At 70.7% G+C, this 16485-nt stretch carries 15 protein-coding genes; 8 read left to right on the forward strand and 7 right to left on the reverse strand.

Features of this window, described 5'->3' with window-relative positions; translation table 11 throughout:
• Positions 1-46: 46 nt before the first annotated feature.
• Complete coding sequence (locus F6B43_RS12990; protein WP_281349553.1) at positions 47-817, forward strand: IclR family transcriptional regulator domain-containing protein; 771 nt, start codon at positions 47-49, stop codon at positions 815-817.
• 119 nt (positions 818-936) lie between these two features.
• Here the strand turns inward: F6B43_RS12990 and F6B43_RS12995 are convergent, their stop codons facing one another.
• Entirely contained in the window at positions 937-2340 is a 1404-nt protein-coding gene (locus F6B43_RS12995; protein WP_150449588.1) for an MFS transporter, read from the reverse strand.
• Positions 2341-2457: 117 nt separating this feature from the next.
• Here F6B43_RS12995 and F6B43_RS13000 point away from each other — a divergent pair, with 117 nt between their 5' ends.
• The 7 genes from F6B43_RS13000 to F6B43_RS13030 all read left to right on the forward strand — a co-directional run bounded on the left by F6B43_RS13000 (position 2458) and on the right by F6B43_RS13030 (position 11167).
• On the forward strand, positions 2458-3177 hold the full coding sequence (locus F6B43_RS13000; protein ID WP_150449336.1) for a GNAT family N-acetyltransferase: 720 nt from the start codon (positions 2458-2460) through the stop codon (positions 3175-3177).
• Between the two features lie 117 nt (positions 3178-3294).
• Positions 3295-3984: a cyclase family protein gene (locus tag F6B43_RS13005; RefSeq protein ID WP_150449337.1), complete on the forward strand. Its 690-nt coding sequence runs from the start codon at positions 3295-3297 to the stop codon at positions 3982-3984.
• 677 nt (positions 3985-4661) lie between these two features.
• Positions 4662-5792: an o-succinylbenzoate synthase gene (menC, locus tag F6B43_RS13010; RefSeq protein WP_150449338.1), complete on the forward strand. Its 1131-nt coding sequence runs from the start codon at positions 4662-4664 to the stop codon at positions 5790-5792.
• The gene (locus F6B43_RS13015; RefSeq protein WP_150449339.1) at positions 5789-6793 is read left to right on the forward strand and encodes a hypothetical protein; all 1005 of its coding nucleotides are present in this window, start codon (positions 5789-5791) and stop codon (positions 6791-6793) included. Before menC ends, F6B43_RS13015 begins: the two co-directional genes overlap by 4 nt.
• 28 nt (positions 6794-6821) lie before the next feature.
• Positions 6822-8171: an alpha-hydroxy-acid oxidizing protein gene (locus tag F6B43_RS13020; protein WP_150449340.1), complete on the forward strand. Its 1350-nt coding sequence runs from the start codon at positions 6822-6824 to the stop codon at positions 8169-8171.
• Positions 8172-8301: 130 nt separating this feature from the next.
• A complete protein-coding gene (locus tag F6B43_RS13025; protein ID WP_150449341.1) occupies positions 8302-9687 on the forward strand; it encodes a glycine--tRNA ligase in 1386 nt (461 codons plus the stop codon).
• A gap of 295 nt (positions 9688-9982) precedes the next feature.
• A complete protein-coding gene (locus F6B43_RS13030; RefSeq protein WP_150449342.1) occupies positions 9983-11167 on the forward strand; it encodes a 4-hydroxybenzoate 3-monooxygenase in 1185 nt (394 codons plus the stop codon).
• 231 nt (positions 11168-11398) lie between these two features.
• Here F6B43_RS13030 and pcaC read toward each other — a convergent pair whose 3' ends face one another.
• From pcaC to F6B43_RS13060, 6 genes are all read right to left on the reverse strand, one after another.
• Complete coding sequence (pcaC, locus tag F6B43_RS13035; RefSeq protein WP_211368130.1) at positions 11399-11797, reverse strand: 4-carboxymuconolactone decarboxylase; 399 nt, start codon at positions 11795-11797, stop codon at positions 11399-11401.
• Positions 11794-12570: an alpha/beta fold hydrolase gene (locus tag F6B43_RS13040; RefSeq protein ID WP_150449343.1), complete on the reverse strand. Its 777-nt coding sequence runs from the start codon at positions 12568-12570 to the stop codon at positions 11794-11796. The genes pcaC and F6B43_RS13040 overlap by 4 nt, the downstream gene beginning before the upstream one ends.
• Positions 12567-13934, reverse strand: coding sequence for a lyase family protein (locus F6B43_RS13045; RefSeq protein WP_211368131.1), 1368 nt, complete (start codon positions 13932-13934; stop codon positions 12567-12569). The genes F6B43_RS13040 and F6B43_RS13045 overlap by 4 nt, the downstream gene beginning before the upstream one ends.
• The gene (gene pcaG, locus F6B43_RS13050) at positions 13924-14466 is read right to left on the reverse strand and encodes a protocatechuate 3,4-dioxygenase subunit alpha (protein WP_246159935.1); all 543 of its coding nucleotides are present in this window, start codon (positions 14464-14466) and stop codon (positions 13924-13926) included. The genes F6B43_RS13045 and pcaG overlap by 11 nt, the downstream gene beginning before the upstream one ends.
• 13 nt (positions 14467-14479) lie before the next feature.
• A complete protein-coding gene (gene pcaH / locus F6B43_RS13055) occupies positions 14480-15295 on the reverse strand; it encodes a protocatechuate 3,4-dioxygenase subunit beta (protein WP_150449345.1) in 816 nt (271 codons plus the stop codon).
• A 386-nt stretch (positions 15296-15681) separates the two neighbouring features.
• Positions 15682-16455, reverse strand: a complete 774-nt coding sequence (locus F6B43_RS13060) for an IclR family transcriptional regulator (protein WP_150449346.1) — start codon at positions 16453-16455, stop codon at positions 15682-15684.
• Positions 16456-16485: the final 30 nt, after the last annotated feature.

The raw sequence follows: 16485 nt of genomic DNA on the forward strand, positions 1-16485 counted from the left end.
CGTCGCATGTCCGGGGACGCCTGCGGCCGGGTGGGAAGATGAACCGGTGAGCACCCCCGATTCCGGCGAGTTCGTGCAGTCGTTCGCGCGCGGCCTCGAGGTGATGCGCGCGTTCGACGCACAGCATCCCGAACTCACCCTCAGCGAGGTCGCGCGCCGCGCGTCGATCACCAGGGCCGCTGCGCGCCGATTCCTGCTCACGCTCGAGACGCTCGGATACCTGCGGTTCGACGGCAAATCGTTCCGCCTGACGCCCCGCGTGCTCGAATTCGGCTTCAGCTATCTGTCGGCGCTATCGCTGCCCGAGATCGCGCAGCCTCACCTCGAGACGCTCTCACGCGATGTCGGTGAGAGCGTCTCGGCCGCAGTACTGGACGGCACCGACATCGTCTACGTCGCGCGCGTTCCCACTCGGCGGATCATGAGCGTGCGCATCACGATCGGCACCCGCTTCCCCGCTTACGCGACGTCGATGGGCCGCGTGCTGCTGGCCGGGATGCCCGAAGCCGGCGTCGACGCCGCGCTCGCCGCATCCTCACCCCAGCACCTCACGGATCGCACCCTGACCGCGCCGGAAGAGCTCCGGGCTGAGCTCGATCGCGTGCGCGCGCAGGGCTGGGCGCTCGTGGACGGCGAGCTCGAACCGGGCCTGCGGTCGATCGCCGTGCCCGTGCGAGGCCGGGACGGCGGGGTCGTCGCGGCGCTGAACGTCTCGACGAGCGCGACCCGCGACTCGGTGGAGCGCCTCACCGACGAGTACCTGCCGCCCCTGCGGGATGCGGCCGCGGCAGTCGAGGCCGAGCTGCGCCTCGTCTGATCCGTCCGCTCAACCCGGCCGCTGACACCGCCTCCCGCGAAACCGGATAGGCGCCACGAGACCCCCGCAGAAACCCGCGGTCTCGTGGCGCCTATCCGGTCTCGCTGCGCACACGGCCCTCACTCCGGCAGGGACGGATGCCGCTCCTGCGCCGCTCGGCGGGTCGGGATGAACAAGCCGACGACCAGCGCGACGACCGCGGCGGCACCGCCGAGGATGAGCGACAGCGTGAACGCGGTCGACGTCGGCACCTGGGTGCCCCCGAAGTCGACCGAATACGACGCGAGGACGGCACCGACGACCGCAGCCGCGACGCTCGTGCCGAGCGATCGGAACAGGGCGTTCAGGCCGTTCGAGGCGCCGGTCTCGCTCTGCGGGACCGATCGCATGATGAGCATCGGCATCGAGGCGTAGCCGAAGCCGATGCCCACGCCGATGAGGACGTTCGCGATGAGGATGTGCCAGACCTCGCTCGCGAACACGAGCGAGAACGAGTAGGCCGCCAGAAGTGCGGTGGCTCCGATGATCAGGAGCAGCTTGGGCCCTGTGCGGCGTGCGAGGCCGCCCGCCACGGGCGAGAGCACCATCATGACGATGCCGGACGGCATGATGATGAAGCTCGCGGCCAGGAGCGACAGCCCGAACCCCGCGCCCGTCGCGACCGGGAGCTCGAGCATCTGCGGGTACACGACGTTCGAGGCGAACAGCGAGAAGCCCATCGCGACCGAGGCGATGTTGGTCAGCAGAACCGCGGGCCGCGCGGCGACGCGGAGGTCGAGCAGCGGCTCGCCGATGCGCAGTTCGAACCAGCCCCACACCAGCAGCACGACGAGTCCGCCGAGCCCTGTGGCGAGCGTCGCCGGAGACGTCCAGCCCCACGAATTGCCGCGCGATACCGCCAGCAGGATGCCGATCAACCCGACCGCCAGGCCAGCGGCGCCGACGAAGTCGAACCGGCCCGCGGTTCGCAGAACGCTCACCGGCACGATCCACAGCACCAGCACGAAGCCGAGCACGCCGAGGCCTGCAGCGACCCAGAAGAGGAAGTGCCAGTCGCTGCGCTCGGTGATGAGTGCGCTGATCGGCAGCCCCAGCGCGCCCCCGACGCCGAGCGTCGCGCTGATGAGCGCGATCGCCGAATCCACTCGGTTCTCGTGCAGCACGTCGCGAAGGATCGAGATGCCCAGTGGCACCACGCCGACGATCGCGCCCTGCAGGGTGCGGCCCACGATGATCCAGACGATTCCGGGAGCGAACGCCGCGATGACCGACCCGGCGACCATCACCAGCAGCAGCACCAGCACGATGCGGCGCTTGCCGTACATGTCGCCCAGTCGCCCCGCGATCGGCGTGATCACCGCGGCGGCGAGCAGCGTGGAGGTGACGACCCATGCGGTGTCTTCGCGGCTGGAGTTCAGCAGCTCGGGGAGCTTCGACTGGATCGGAACCATGAGCGTGAACATGAACGACGAGACGAGGCCCGTGTAGGCGAGCACAGCGACGATCACGCCCTGTCGTGGCATCCGGGTCAGGCGTTTTCGTGCGTCCTCGTCCCGTGATGGCATCCCTTCAGGCTATCGGCGCCCGCCGTGAGCGGGGCGGCTCTGCCGCAACCCCCTCGTGCACGACAGACTGGAGCAATGGATGCTGCTTCCCCCGACCTCGCTCCCGGCATCGACATCCGCCCGCTCGAGACCGTCGCCGAGGTCTTCACGGCATCGGCCGTGCTCGCCGAGGTCTGGGCCGGCGATCGCTCGGGGATGCCGCCGAATCTGCTGCGCGCGCTCGCCCACTCCGGCAACTACGCGGTCGGTCTGTACGATCACGAGCGCATGGTCGGGGCATCCGTCGCCTTCTTCGCCGAGCCCGCCGCGCGGTCGATGCACTCGCACATCACCGGCGTACTGCCCGGCCTGCAGAGCCACGGCCTGGGGCGCGCGCTCAAGCAGCATCAGCGCGAGTGGGCGCTCGCCCGCGGCGTCGGCCACATCACGTGGACCTTCGATCCGCTCGTGGCACGCAACGCGCACTTCAACCTGCGCGTGCTCGGCGCGCGCGTCACCGAGTACCTCGTGAATCAGTACGGCCCCATGGACGACGGGGTGAACCGCGGCGACGAGTCCGACCGCATCATGGTGTCGTGGGCGCTCGCCGCACCGCCGGCCCCGACGGCCGCCGACGAGCTCGTCGTGGCGACCGTGCCGATCCCCCGCGACATCGCGCTCCTGCGAGAGGGATCGCCGACGGATGCCGCGGCCTGGCGCATCCGCGTGCGCGACGCGCTCGTCCGCCACCTGACGGACGGACTGGTGATCGGCGGCTTCGACGATGACCGCGGGTACCTGCTCGTGCGAGCCTGAGCCGGCGCGGCGCCGGAACGTCGGAGAAACGAGCCGACGTCGGAGGATTCCTGCCGAATCCTCCGACCGAACGCGAATTCTCCGACGTCCGGATGCCGGAGACCTAGGCTGACCCGCATGCCCGACTCTCGTGCCCGTCCGCAGATCATCGACCTGAGCCACCCCATCCGCGCCGGGCTGGTCACGTACCCGGGCCTGCCCGCCCCGACGATCACATCGCACCTGACCCGCGAGGACTCGCGGGCGAAGTACGCGCCGGGCACCGAGTTCGCGATGGACGTCATCCACATGATCGGCAACACCGGCACCTACCTCGACTCGCCGTTCCATCGCTACGCGGAGGGCCCCGACCTCGCCGGACTCGAGCTGTCGAGCCTGGTCGGGCTGCCCGCCGAGGTGTTCCACCTCCAGGACGCGTGGGATGCCTCGGACCGCGGCATCGGGGCAGAGGCGCTCGCCGGCCGCGACCTCGCGGGCGCGGCCGTGCTGCTGCACACCGGCTGGGATCGGCTGTTCGGCGAGCCCGAGTACGGCACGGGTGCTCCGTTCCTCACCGGTGCGGGCGCGCAGTGGCTCATCGACCAGGGTGTCGCGCTCGTCGGCATCGACTCGCTCAACATCGACGACACCGAGTCGGGTGGCCACAGGCCCGCGCACACATTGCTCCTCGCGGCGGGCGTGCACATCGTCGAGCACCTCACGAACCTCGGCGCGCTCCCCGAGCACGGCGCGCGCTTCACGGCGGCGCCTCCGGCGGTGCACGGCTTCGGCACCTTCCCGGTGCGAGCGTTCGCCGAACTCGCCTGACCGGGCGACCCGCTCCGCATCGGGTTCGCCCCCGGATCGGCCCAGGCTCGAGCTCGTCCCCGCCGATCCGCATCGTGATGTATCGCCGTGGCCGAACGTCGCTCTCTTCCTGCAGAGGACGCGTCCACGACGTCGCGGCCGGCATCTCCTCGTCGAACAACGGAGGAGGGCAGGAGGGCATCATGAACAGCAATCGCACGTCCGTCGGCCGAAATGCCGTCGCGAAGGCGCTGAACCGGGGGCGGGCTCGGAGGGCGCGCGGCGGGAATCCGCGGCGTGCGCGAGCGACCTTCATCGCTGCCGCTCCCGTCGCGCTCGCGCGATGACCGGACGATCCGACGGCTCAGGGTGAGCGCAAACCCAGGACCTAGGTCGGCGCGTTCGGCGACTCAGACCCATGTCGCTCAAGGCTCGCGGGGGCGAATCTTGAAGTGAGGGTCCGCGCTCTCGTCCTTCGGGGGACGCGAGCGAGCCGTGGTGGGGGGAGGCCGGAGCGATCCGGTCGCACCACGGTGGATGGGGTCTCTCCCCGGTGGCCGCCGTCCTGGGGGCGCTCGAATCGAGTGCGGCGGCGGCCACCCTCTTCCGCATCGGTCGCGGTCGCACTTGTATAACGGTCGTCCTCGCACTCGCCGGGCTCACAGGATGGCCCTGAGAGCCCGGGATAACCTGAACACATGCCCGCGCCTTCCGTCCCCCCGGTTGCGCTCGAGGGAATCGAGCTGCGCGTCCTGCACATTCCCCTCGTGACGCCGTTCACCACGAGTTTCGGCACCGAGTCGGTACGCGAGGTCATCATCGTCCGGGCCGTGACGTCCGACGGTGAGGGGTGGGGCGAGATCGTCACAGGCGCCGAGCCGCACTACTCGAGCGAATACACGCAGGGGGCATGGGATGTGTCGCTCCGCCACCTGATCCCCGCCCTCCTCGATCGGCGCACGCTCGCCCCCGAGCGCGTCGCCGACGTGCTCGCCCCCGTCATCGGGCACCGGATGGCCAAGGCCGGTCTCGAACTCGCCGTCCTCGATGCCGCGCTGCGCGCAGCGGGGCGACCACTCGGCGAACATCTGGGGGCCGTCCGCGATCGCGTGGCGTCCGGGGTGTCGGTCGGCATCCAGCGCGATCCCGGGGCCCTGGTCGAGGCGGTGGGCGGCTATCTCGACGAGGGTTACGTGCGCATCAAGATCAAGATCAAACCGGGGCGCGACATCGCCGAGACCGCGGCGGTGCGCGACGCGTTCGGCGCGATCCCGCTCCAGGTCGACGCCAACTCGGCGTACACACTCGACGACGCCGACGTGCTGGCCGAGCTCGACCGGTTCGACCTGCTTCTGATCGAGCAGCCGCTGCAGGAAGACGACATCGTCGACCATGCCACCCTGTCCCGGCGGCTGCGAACCCCGATCTGTCTCGACGAATCGATCACGTCGCACAAAGCCGCCGCCGATGCCCTGGCATTGGGTGCAGCATCCATCATCAACATCAAAGCCGGCCGCGTCGGCGGTTACCTCGAAGCCGTGCGCATCCACGATCTGTGCCGGGATGCCGGAATTCCGGTCTGGTGCGGAGGCATGCTCGAGACGGGCATCGGCCGCGCCGCCAATGCCGCGTTGGCCGCGCTGCCGGGTTTCACGCTCCCCGGAGACATCTCGGCGTCGAGCCGCTTCTACCACCGCGACATCGTGACCGAGCCCGCCGTGCTCGAAGACGGGCATGTGCGCGTTCCGACCGGCGCGGGCATCGGCGTCGAGATCGATCCCGTGGCACTCGACGACTTCACGGTCGCGCGAGAGATGCTCCACCGGTGAGCGGGCGAACCCGGATCGGAGCGCTGGCGGCCGCGTTCCTCACCCTCACTCTCGCCGTGGCGATCACCGGCTGCGCGGGCGACGCGCCCCGTCCGCGCCCGTCCGCGACCGCGCTGCCGAGCGGTGTCTCGGCGACGATGATGCAGCTGCCGTCGGACGTCGCCACGCGACAGGCGCAGATCCTGGTGCACAACTCGAGCGAAGAAGAGCTGACGATCTCGTCGGTGCGTGTCGATGACCCCAGGTTCGCGGGGGTCGCCCGCCGGCTCGACGGGCTCGTCTCGACGATCTCGCCCGGTGTCACCGCCGACATCCGCATTCAGCTTCCGCTGATGAAGTGCGCCGCGGACGACGGATCGACGGCGACCTCCACGCCGACGCCCGATCCGGTCCCGCTCGCGACGGCGACCACCGCTCCGAGTGCCTCCCCGTCGCCCTCTCCGTCTTCGACCGCGACGATGACCGGGCCGCCCAGCACGACCACCGTCACCGTGCACTATCAGCTCGGCGCGAGCATCGCCACGGCGACCGAGCCGGTCTCGACCCCCGTCCCGTTCCTGGAGGACCTCTACGACAGGGAGTGCCTCGCCGAACAGGTCGCCAAGACGGCCTCGCTGTCGATCTCGTCCTTCACAGGGTCGGCGCAGGGGCAGCCGGCGGACCTGGCCCTGAGCATCCGTCCCACTGGTCTCGGCGCTGCACGCATCGTCAGCATCGTGAGCACGACGGCGCTCGGATTCGACAACGGCGCGGGCGGCACGGCCACCGCATTCCCGATCGGGGTCGAGGCCACCACGGCCGGTGCGCCGACCGTCGTGCACGTACCGGTGCGGCCGGCGCGCTGCGACGCGCTCGCACTCAGGGACGACCGCGCCGCAACGCTCTTCTCGCTCACCGTCGAGCTCGACGGCACGCCGGGAGAGATCGACCTCGGGATGTCTGCCGACGTGCGAGACGAGATCCTGGGCTGGGCCCGCACGTGGTGCGGGATCGCCCCGTAACAGCGGGGTCGCGCCGTAGGCTGACCGCATGAGTCCCGCCGCCGGCCGCAACGACCCGGCTCCCGCGGATCCCGCTGCCGCTCGGGGCGCCTCGCGCCGAGCCCAGTCCGACATCTACCGCGCGGGCATCAGCGGCACCAGGACACGGGTTCCGGTCGATCCCACGACCCTCGAGGACGCCGCGCGAAGGGCGCTCAGCGCCGAGGCGTTCGCGTACATCGCCGGGGGCGCGGGCGCCGAGGCGACCATGGCCTCCAACCGGGCCGCGTTCGACGAGTGGCAGGTGTGGCCGAGGCCGCTGCGTGACGTCTCGCAGCGCGACCTGTCGATCGAGCTGCTCGGCCGCCGCCGCCCGACACCGCTCCTGCTCGCGCCGCTCGGTGTCATGGAGATGGCGCACCCCGACGCCGATCTCGCGGTCGCGCGAGCCGCTGCCGCCGCGGGCGTCCCCTACACGCTGAGCAATCAGGCGTCGTTCGCGATGGAGCGGATCGCGGATGCCGCGCCCGACGGCGCTCGTCTGTTCCAGCTGTACTGGTCTGCCTCGGACGAGCTCAACGCATCGCTGCTGCGCCGGGCCGAGGCATCCGGGTGCGAAGCGATCGTCGTCACGCTCGACACTCACCTGCTCGGGTGGCGTACGCGCGACCTCGATCTCGCGTACCTGCCGTTCACGCGCGGAATGGGCATCGCGCAGTACACGAGCGATCCCGTCTTCCAGCAGCTCGTGCGCGAGCGCGTGCGCACGCCGGCGGCCAGTGGGGATGCCTCGACCACGGTGCGGATCACCCCGAAGGCCATCGCGGCCGGCGTCACGATCGCCCGGAAGGGCGGGGCCCTGACCGGGGCGGGGCTCCGCGAAAGCCTGCGGTCGCCGCTGCCGCGCGCGGCGGTCGAGACGTTCCTCGACGTGTTCTCGACGCCGGCGGTGACGTGGGACGATCTCGCCAGGGCCCGGGAGTGGACTTCGCTCCCGATCATCCTGAAGGGCATCGTGCACCCCGATGACGCCGCGAGGGCGATGGACGCCGGTGCCGACGGCGTCTGGGTCTCGAACCACGGCGGCCGGCAGATCGATCGTTCCGTGCCGACGCTGGCCGTACTCCCCGAGATCGCCGACCGGGTCGCCGGGCGCATCCCGGTGATCTTCGATTCGGGGGTGCGCGGGGGCGCCGACGTGTTCGTCGCGCTCGCGCTGGGGGCGTCTGCGGTCGCGATCGGGCGACCGTACGCCTACGGCCTCGGCGTCGCGGGCGAGGACGGAGTGCGCGAAGTGCTGCGCAACATCGTCGCCGAGCTCGACATCACGCTCGGCCTCGCCGGTCACACCCGTGTCGACGATCTCGGGCGTGACGCGCTGCGCGCCGCCCGCCGCTGAGGGGCTCCTCGATACGGAAAGAGCCGCGCGGGGCACCGATAGAATCGAGGATGCCGTGCCCGCCGTTCCCGTGAGGCGCGCGGCAGCGCGAATCCGCGACACTTCCCCGCATCCGACCATTGGAGCCACCGTGGCCGAACAGTCCCGCCTCGACAAAGTCATCGCCCTCGCCCGCCACCGCGGGTTCGTCTTCCAGGCGGGCGAGATCTACGGCGGGTCGCGCTCGGCGTGGGACTACGGCCCGCTCGGCACCGAGCTGAAAGAGAACATCCGCCGCCAGTGGTGGCAGACGTTCGTGCGCGGGCGCGGAGACATGGTCGGCCTGGACTCGTCGGTGATCCTCCCCAAGCGCGTGTGGGAGGCATCCGGTCACGTCGCGACCTTCACCGACCCGCTCGTGGAGTGCCTGCACTGCCACAAGCGCTTCCGCGCCGACACCCTCATCGAGGACTACGAGACACGCAAGGGCCGCAAGGCCGAGGCCGGCCTCGCCGAGATCCCGTGCCCGAACTGCGGCACGAAGGGTCAGTACACCGAGCCCAAGGCGTTCTCGGGCCTCATGAAGACCTACCTCGGGGTCGTCGACGACGAGTCGGGCGTGCACTACCTCCGCCCCGAGACCGCCCAGGGCATCTTCGTGAACTTCTCGAACGTGCTGACCGCGGCCCGCAAGAAGCCGCCGTTCGGCGTCGGCCAGGTGGGCAAGGCGTTCCGCAACGAGATCACCCCGGGCAACTTCATCTTCCGCACCCGCGAGTTCGAGCAGATGGAGATCGAGTACTTCGTTCCGCCTGCCGAGGCGCAGGAGTGGTTCGACCACTGGGTCGAGGCGTGCTGGGACTGGTTCGTGGATCTCGGCATCGACCCCGCGCACATGCGCCGCTTCGATGTGCCGGAAGAAGACCGCGCGCACTACTCCGACGGCACGATCGACGTCGAGTACGAATTCGGGTTCCCCGGCAAGCAGTGGGGTGAGCTCATGGGTATCGCGAACCGCACCGACTACGACCTCTCGAGCCACAGCGAGGCATCGGGCCAGTCCCTCAGCTACTTCGATCAGGCCAGCGGCGAGCGGTACACCCCGTACGTCATCGAGCCGTCCTTCGGCCTCACCCGCGCGATGATGGCGTTCCTGGTCGACGCCTACCACGAGGAGGAGGCGCCGAACGCGAAGGGCGGCACGGACACCCGCACGGTGCTCAAGCTCGACCCGCGTCTGGCGCCCGTCAAGGTCGCTGTCCTGCCCCTGTCTCGCAACGAACAGCTCTCGCCGATCGCGCGCGAGCTGGCCGCCGACCTGCGCGGCGAGTGGAACATCGACTTCGACGACGCCGGGGCCATCGGCCGCCGCTACCGCCGCCAGGACGAGATCGGCACGCCGTTCTGCGTCACGATCGACTTCGACTCGCTCGAGGATCGCGCCGTCACGGTGCGCGATCGCGACACGATGAGCCAGGAGCGCGTGCCGCTCGACGCTCTGCACGCCTACCTCGCGGAGCGCCTGCGCGGCGCGTAACGGCGGCTTCCGGCATCCGTTCTTCGGAGAATCGGCCCGAACTCGGAGGATTCCGCGGGGCTCACACACCCATACCGCCGACTCGGCCGCACCAGCACAGGACATCGCACGAAGACAGGTCGATCTCGGCCCGATTCATCCTGCGCCGGCACGATCTCCTGTCGCGGTGCGATTTCCTGTCAGGGTGCGGGCCCGCACGGTCAATCGATTCCCGATGAATGGGAAAGAATGCTGCCGCGCCGCCGCCGCGCGGCACACTGGACCGAGCATCCGCTCACCGTCGAAGGAGACGAACATGACCGAGACCACCCGCACCCGCGTGGCGATCATCGGCGCCGGTCCCGCCGGCCTGCTGCTCTCGCACCTGCTCGCCGAGGCCGGGATCGACTCGATCGTTATCGACCAGCGCACCCGCGACGAGATCGAGCACACGATCCGCGCCGGCATCCTCGAGCAGGGGACCGTCGAGGTGCTCCGCGAATCGGGGGCGTCCGACCGGGTGCTCACGGTCGGCAGCCGCCACGAGGGCATCGAGCTGCGCTTCGCGGGCGAGGGGCACCGCATCGACTTCGAGTCGCTCGTCGGGCGCTCGGTGTGGCTCTACCCGCAGCACGAAGTGCTCAAAGACCTGATCGCCGCACGGATCGCCGCAGGGCAAGACCTGCGCTTCGGCGTCACCGCGACACGTGTGGACGGCGCCGGCACCGACCGGCCGAGCATCGTCGCGACGGACGCCGGGGGTCGCGAGTTCGTGATCGAGGCCGAGTTCGTCGTCGGCGCCGACGGCTCGCGCAGCGTCGCGCGCGCGGCCGTCACGGGCTCGGCGACGGGCGGATACTTCCGCGAGTACCCGTTCGCGTGGTTCGGCATCCTGTGCGAAGCGCCCCCGAGCTCGGACGAGCTGATCTACAGCAATTCGCCCGACGGCTTCGCGCTGATCAGCCAGCGGAGCGCCACGATCCAGCGCATGTATCTGCAGTGCGACCCGGAGCTCGACCCGAACTCGATGAGCGACCGGCAGATCTGGGACGACCTGCAGTCGCGCGTGGACGGCCACACGCTCATCGAGGGGCCGATCTTCCAGCGCGATGTGCTGCGGTTCCGCAGCTTCGTCGCGCACGAGCTGCTGCGGGGCCGCGTCGCCCTCATCGGCGACGCCGCGCACACCGTGCCCCCCACCGGGGCGAAGGGCATGAACCTTGCGGTCGCCGATGTGGTGCTGCTCGACAGGGCGTTGCGGGCACTCCTCCTCGACGACGACTCGCGGCTGCTCGAGGCGTTCCCCGAGACGGCTCTCCGCCGCATCTGGAAGGCGCAGCACTTCAGCTGGTGGATGACGAGCATGCTGCACAGCACTCCGGATGCCTCGGACTTCGACCGACTGCGCCAGCTCGGCGAGCTGCGGTCGGTCGTCGAGTCGGAGGCGGGGAGCCGATACCTCGCCGAGGCGTATACGGGCTGGCCGTTGGCAGGGCGCTGACCCGGGCGTCGTTCGCGGGTTCGCGGATCTCGATGCGCTCGCTGGCGCTCGCTCCTCGATCACCGGGGGGCTGGCGCTAGCGCGGGGCGGAGCGTGGGGACATCTCGAAGGACGAATGGGGCAGGAGTGTTCCCGTGAGGCAATAGCGGCGCCGATGCGAGCCGTCCATCCTTCGAGATGTGCGGTGCCGCCGCGCGGGGGCGGGCGCTCGCCCGATCACCGCGGGCCGGGTCAGAGCTCGTCGGCGAACACCTCGCCGGCGATCCGGAACGCCGTGTTGGCGGCGGGCACACCGGAATAGATCGCACTCTGCAGGATGACCTCTTTGATCTCGTCGAGGCTCAGCCCGTTGCGCCGGGCCGCGCCCAGGTGCATGGCGAGCTCCTCGTGGTGGCCGTGCGCGATGAGCGACGACAGCACGGCGATCGATCGCGACCGGCGGTCCAGGCCCGGGCGTGCCCACACATCCCCCCACGCGACGCGGGTGATGAAGTCCTGCCACTCCTGCGTGAGTTCGGTCGCCGCCTCGGTCGACCTGTCGACGTGCGCATTCGAGAGCACCTCGCGCCGGATCGCCATGCCCTGGTCGTAGCGGTCCTCGTCGGACAGACCTTCACCGAGCGGCCTCATCGCGCCTCCTTGAAGAACTCGAGCAGCACCGCGGCGGTCGCCTCCGGTGCTTCGGCGGGGGGCAGGTGCGCGGCATCCGGAATCTCGACGATCCTGCCGTCGCGCACACCGCGGGCGATCTCGACCGCCTTGGCCTCGGGAGCGACGCGGTCGAACGTTCCCCATGCGGCGAGCACCGGCATCCCGATACCGTCCAGTTGCGCCCGCACGTCGTACGCGGCGAGCGCTTCGCAGCACCGCGCGTAGCTCTCGTCGTCGGCGTCCTGCAGTGCATGCAGCAGGCGACCCGACAGCTCCGGGCGGCGAGCGATCGAATCGGGAGCGAACCATCGCTGGGCCGACGCGACGATCAGGCTCGACGTCGACTGCGCGCGAACCTGCGCGGCGCGGTCGTGCCAGCCCGCCGGCTCGCCGAGCTGCGCCCCGGACGCGACGATCGCGGCGCGCCGCACGAGGGACGGATGCCGGAGCGCCAGCGTGAGCCCGACGGCTCCGCCGAGCGACACACCGGCGTAGAAGAACGGGCCGGCGTGCACGTCGGCGACCGCGGCCGCGACACCCTCGGCGAGCTCGTCGACGGTGAAGGAGTCGGTCGCGACGGGCGACGCGCCGTGGCCGGGCAGGTCCCACGCGACGACGCGATACTCGGCCGCGAGGGCGGGCACGACGTCTTCCCACAGGATGCTCGACGTGCCGAGCGAGGGCCCGAGCACGACGAGCGGCGCGCCGGCGCCGCCCACCGGGGCGGTGAGGGTGATGACGGGGACGGTCACGGGCGGATGCCGTCCGCCACGGCCGCGCGCACGGCGAGGTCGACGAGCTGGGGCGCCAGCCCGAGGTACTGCGCCGGGTCGACGAGCGCGGCGGCATCGACGTGCGATGCCTCGGGGAGCGCACGGATCAGCTCGCCGAGATCGGCGCCGGCCGCCGCGTCGGCGATCAGCACGTCGAAGCGCGCTTTGCCGATGAGCGGCACGAGAACGAGGCCGAGCCGCTCGCTCACGATGAGCCCGCCGGTGAGCGCGAGGTTCGCGCGAGCGCGCGGCGCATCCAGTCTCAGGCCGGCGGCGAGGTGAGCCGCGCGGTCCGTGGCCCCGAGGGCGAGCTTGAGCAGCTCCTGCAGCACCGGCCACTCCGCGTGCCACGCACCGTCGGGGCGCTCGTCGACGGCGAGGCCCGCGGCCAGGTGCAGCTGGGCGGCGAGCCCGGGGGCGCGCAGCGCGGCGGAGCGCAGGAGCACAGCATCCACGGGGTTCTGCTTCTGCGGCATGGCGCTCGACCCGCCGCCGACCTCGACGCTCGCCTCGCCGATCTCGGTGCGGGCCATCGTCGCGACATCAGACCCGAATGCGCCGACCGCGGCGATCACGGCGGCCAGGGCATCGCCGAGCTCGGTGACCGGCCACCGGTCGGTGTGCCACGGCGCGGCGGGGGCCGCGAGGCCGAGTTCGTGCGCGTAGTGCGCCGGAAGGCCGGCGGCCGCGGCCGCACCGAAGAGCTCGACGAACGAGGCGAGGGTGCCCCCGGCACCCCCGAGCTGCGCCGGGAGCTCGGCGGCGATATCGGCGAGCCGGTGGCGGGCACGCGTGATCGCGCGCAGCCAGGTCGCGGCCTTGAGCCCCAGGGTGGTCGGAACCGCGTGCTGCGTGAGCGTGCGCGCGGCGGCGGGATCGTCGCGATGGGCGCGGGCGAGCTCTTCAAGCGCACCCGCGGCACGCCAGAGGTTCTCGACGACACTCGCGGCGACGTCGCGCGACAGTGTCATCAGCGCCGAATCGAGGATGTCCTGGCTCGTCGCGCCCCGGTGCACCCACACCGCCGCGTCCGCATCGTGCGCGGCAACGGCCGCACGTACAAGCGGGATGAGCGGGATCACCGGGTTGCCGCCGGCGACGGAATCCCGCGCGAGCGCGGCCAGATCGACCGCGGGCGGATCCGCCCGCACCGCGGCGACGGCCGATGCGACCGACGCAGGTGCGAGCCCCGCAGCGACCAGGGCGCCCGTGAGGGAGAGCTCGGCCTCGATCAGGTGCGACACGACGGCGCGATCGGATGCCTCGTCACCGGCGCCGATCGACACGGGCGAGAGCAGCCCCACGTCGGCCGGCTGGCCGAGGGGCCCGAGGTCAGAAGGCAAGGAAGACGGTCTCCTTCTCGCCCTGCAGACGAATGTCGTGCCGCAGGTACCCGTCGGGGGTGCGCGTTGCGATGAGCGTAGCGCGCTCGTCGGGCGTGAGCGATGCGAGGAGCCGGTCGGCCTCGAGCAGCTCGGTCGGCTCGGGCAGGTAGATGCGCGTGTGCAGCTTGTTCGGCAGGCCGCGGGCGAAGACGACGACAGCGAAGAACGGCGCCGTGCCGTCGACCGCCCCGGGGTTCCGGGTCCAGAACTCGTAGTGGCCCTCGTCGGTCGTGAACGACCGGCCGAACCCCGTGAAGGTGTGGTCGTCGCGCCGGCGTGATCCGCGCTCGCGCGAGATCGTCCCGTCGGCATCTGCGCTCCAGATCTCGACGCACGCGTCAGGGATGGGCGCACCCGCCCCGTCGTACACCGTGCCGCCGAGCACGATCGCGTCGGGCGAGTGCGGAGAGGCGACCTCGTGCATCTTGGGGTACTGCAGACCGAACGCGAAGAACGGCCCGATCGTCTGCCCTGCCGTCGGTTCCAGCATCCTGCCGCTCATCTCAGTGCTCTCCCTCGGACTCGAACCAGGTTGCCTCAGGACCGTCGACCACGATGTCCCAGCGGTAGCCCATCGAGAACTCGGGCACGGTGAGGTCATGGTCGTACGTGCTGATCAGCGCGTCACGATCCTTCTGCCGCGGGATCGTGTTGTAGATCGGGTCGAGTGCGAACAGCGGGTCGCCCGGGAAGTACATCTGCGTGATGATCCGCTGCGTGAACCCGGTGCCGAAGAGCGAGAAGTGGATATGCGCCGGCCGCCACGCGTTGACGTGGTTCTTCCACGGGTAGGGCCCGGGTTTGATCGTGGTGAAGAAGTACTCGCCGTCGTCGTTCGTGATCGTACGGCCGGCGCCGGTGAAGTTCGGATCGAGCGGAGCCGGATGCTGGTCGCGCTGGTGGATGTAGCGACCGGCCGAATTGGCCTGCCACACCTCGACGAGCTGGTTGCGCAGCGGCCGTCCCCACGAGTCGAGGACACGGCCCTGGACGGTGATGCGCTCGCCCTGGGGCTCTCCGGTGTGCTGCAGAGTGAGGTCGGACTCCAGGAGCGCGACATCGCGCTGTCCGAACGCGGGCGACCACAGCTCGATCGTCTCGGGGTCGACCAGACGCGGGTTCTTCGTGGGGTGGCGGAGCACGCTCGATCGGTAGGGCGCGAAGTCGTAGAGCGTGCGGGGGGCCTCTTCCCCCGCCGCCTCACGCGCCGCGGCCGCCGCGTGCAGGTCGCCGATCTCGGCGGTGATCTGACGCTGCGAGGGCATATCGGGCGACGCCAGCAGACTCTCTGGCGCTGCGGCGGGCGTGGGCGTGCTCATAGGTCTCCTTCGACGGATGCTGTCGCCCAGCGTCACACGTGTGCCGGCCTTTCCGAAGGGGTCGATCCCACTGAGTGGAATCGACCGTCCGCGACCGGGGCTGGGCGGGGTTCCGGGCGCTTACGCGCGGACATCGGAGAGGTCCGACGACACGCATGAGCGCCCCAGCCCGCTCAAACGGAACATCCACCCCCATCCATCCTTCGAGATGTCCGGACTGCGGCGGGGACGCACCCCGCGCGCCTGAAGCCGGCGTGTGATTCGTGCGCGGCGGCCCGAGCGCGCAGGTCCGAGCGCACAACGCAGGATCGATTCGGGCCTGACGCCGCGACACGCCGCACGGACAGCCACCGGCGGAGCATTGATCCTGCGTTGTGCGCGCGACGCTACGGGGCGATGGACTCGAGCGAGCTCGCGATGTCGCGGGCCGCGGTCATCACCAGGGGTGCGAGCCGGCGCTCGTCGGCACGAGCCAGGTGCGTGACGACCCCCACCGCGGCGGGCGGCAGGTCGGCGGTCGGCGGGATCACCGCAGCGATCGAGACGTTTCCGAGAGTCATCTCCTGCCGCGTCGTCGCGAAGCCACGCTCCCTGGCCTCCGCGATCTCCGCGCGCAGCTGGCGCTCGTCGATCACCGAGTGTACGGTCTCGCGCTCGAGGGTGCGTCGGAAGAACACGTCGAGCCAGGCATCGCCCTGCGCCGCGAGCAGCGCCTTGCCGACACCGGTGGTGTGCAGAGGGTGGCGTCCGCCCATGCGGCTCAGGGTCGGGATCGAGTGCGGACCCGTCACCCGCGCGACGTACAGCGCCTCGGCGGTGGTGGGATCGTCGCCGCTGAGCACCGCGACGTGAACCACCTCGCTGCTGGCCTCGTACAGCCGCAGCATGTGCGGCAGAGCCCGCTCCCGAAGCCGCATCGACACCGGCGCCAACTCTCCTATCTCCCACAGTCCCATGCCGATCGTGTAGCGACCGTCGGCGTGGCGGTCGAGCATCCCGAGCCCGGAAAGCTCGATCGCGAGTCGGTGCGCGGTCGTGCGGGCCAGCCCCGTGCGATGGGCGAGGTCCGTCGCGCTGAGGCTTTCGTCATCGGCAGAGAACGAGCGCAGCATCCGTGTTGCGCGCGAGAGGACTCCCTCGGCATCGTGCTGCTGCGCCATCCGCCCCTCCGTCGTCCGAACCTTCTGGGC

It is taken from the genome of Microbacterium rhizomatis (genome assembly GCF_008710745.1).
Classification (GTDB): Bacteria; Actinomycetota; Actinomycetes; order Actinomycetales; family Microbacteriaceae; genus Microbacterium; species Microbacterium rhizomatis.

Bases quoted from the DNA above. Each gene is read 5' to 3' on its own strand.
- menC (WP_150449338.1), top strand. From the start codon at position 4,662: ATGCCCGCGCCTTCCGTCCCCCCGGTTGCGCTCGAGGGAATCGAGCTG.
- F6B43_RS13030 (WP_150449342.1), top strand. From the start codon at position 9,983: ATGACCGAGACCACCCGCACCCGCGTGGCGATCATCGGCGCCGGTCCC.
- pcaC (WP_211368130.1), bottom strand. From the start codon at position 11,797: ATGAGGCCGCTCGGTGAAGGTCTGTCCGACGAGGACCGCTACGACCAG.
- F6B43_RS13060 (WP_150449346.1), bottom strand. From the start codon at position 16,455: ATGGCGCAGCAGCACGATGCCGAGGGAGTCCTCTCGCGCGCAACACGG.
- pcaH (WP_150449345.1), bottom strand. From the start codon at position 15,295: ATGAGCACGCCCACGCCCGCCGCAGCGCCAGAGAGTCTGCTGGCGTCG.
- pcaG (WP_246159935.1), bottom strand. From the start codon at position 14,466: ATGCTGGAACCGACGGCAGGGCAGACGATCGGGCCGTTCTTCGCGTTC.
- F6B43_RS13020 (WP_150449340.1), top strand. From the start codon at position 6,822: ATGAGTCCCGCCGCCGGCCGCAACGACCCGGCTCCCGCGGATCCCGCT.
- F6B43_RS13000 (WP_150449336.1), top strand. From the start codon at position 2,458: ATGGATGCTGCTTCCCCCGACCTCGCTCCCGGCATCGACATCCGCCCG.
- F6B43_RS13005 (WP_150449337.1), top strand. From the start codon at position 3,295: ATGCCCGACTCTCGTGCCCGTCCGCAGATCATCGACCTGAGCCACCCC.
- F6B43_RS12995 (WP_150449588.1), bottom strand. From the start codon at position 2,340: ATGCCACGACAGGGCGTGATCGTCGCTGTGCTCGCCTACACGGGCCTC.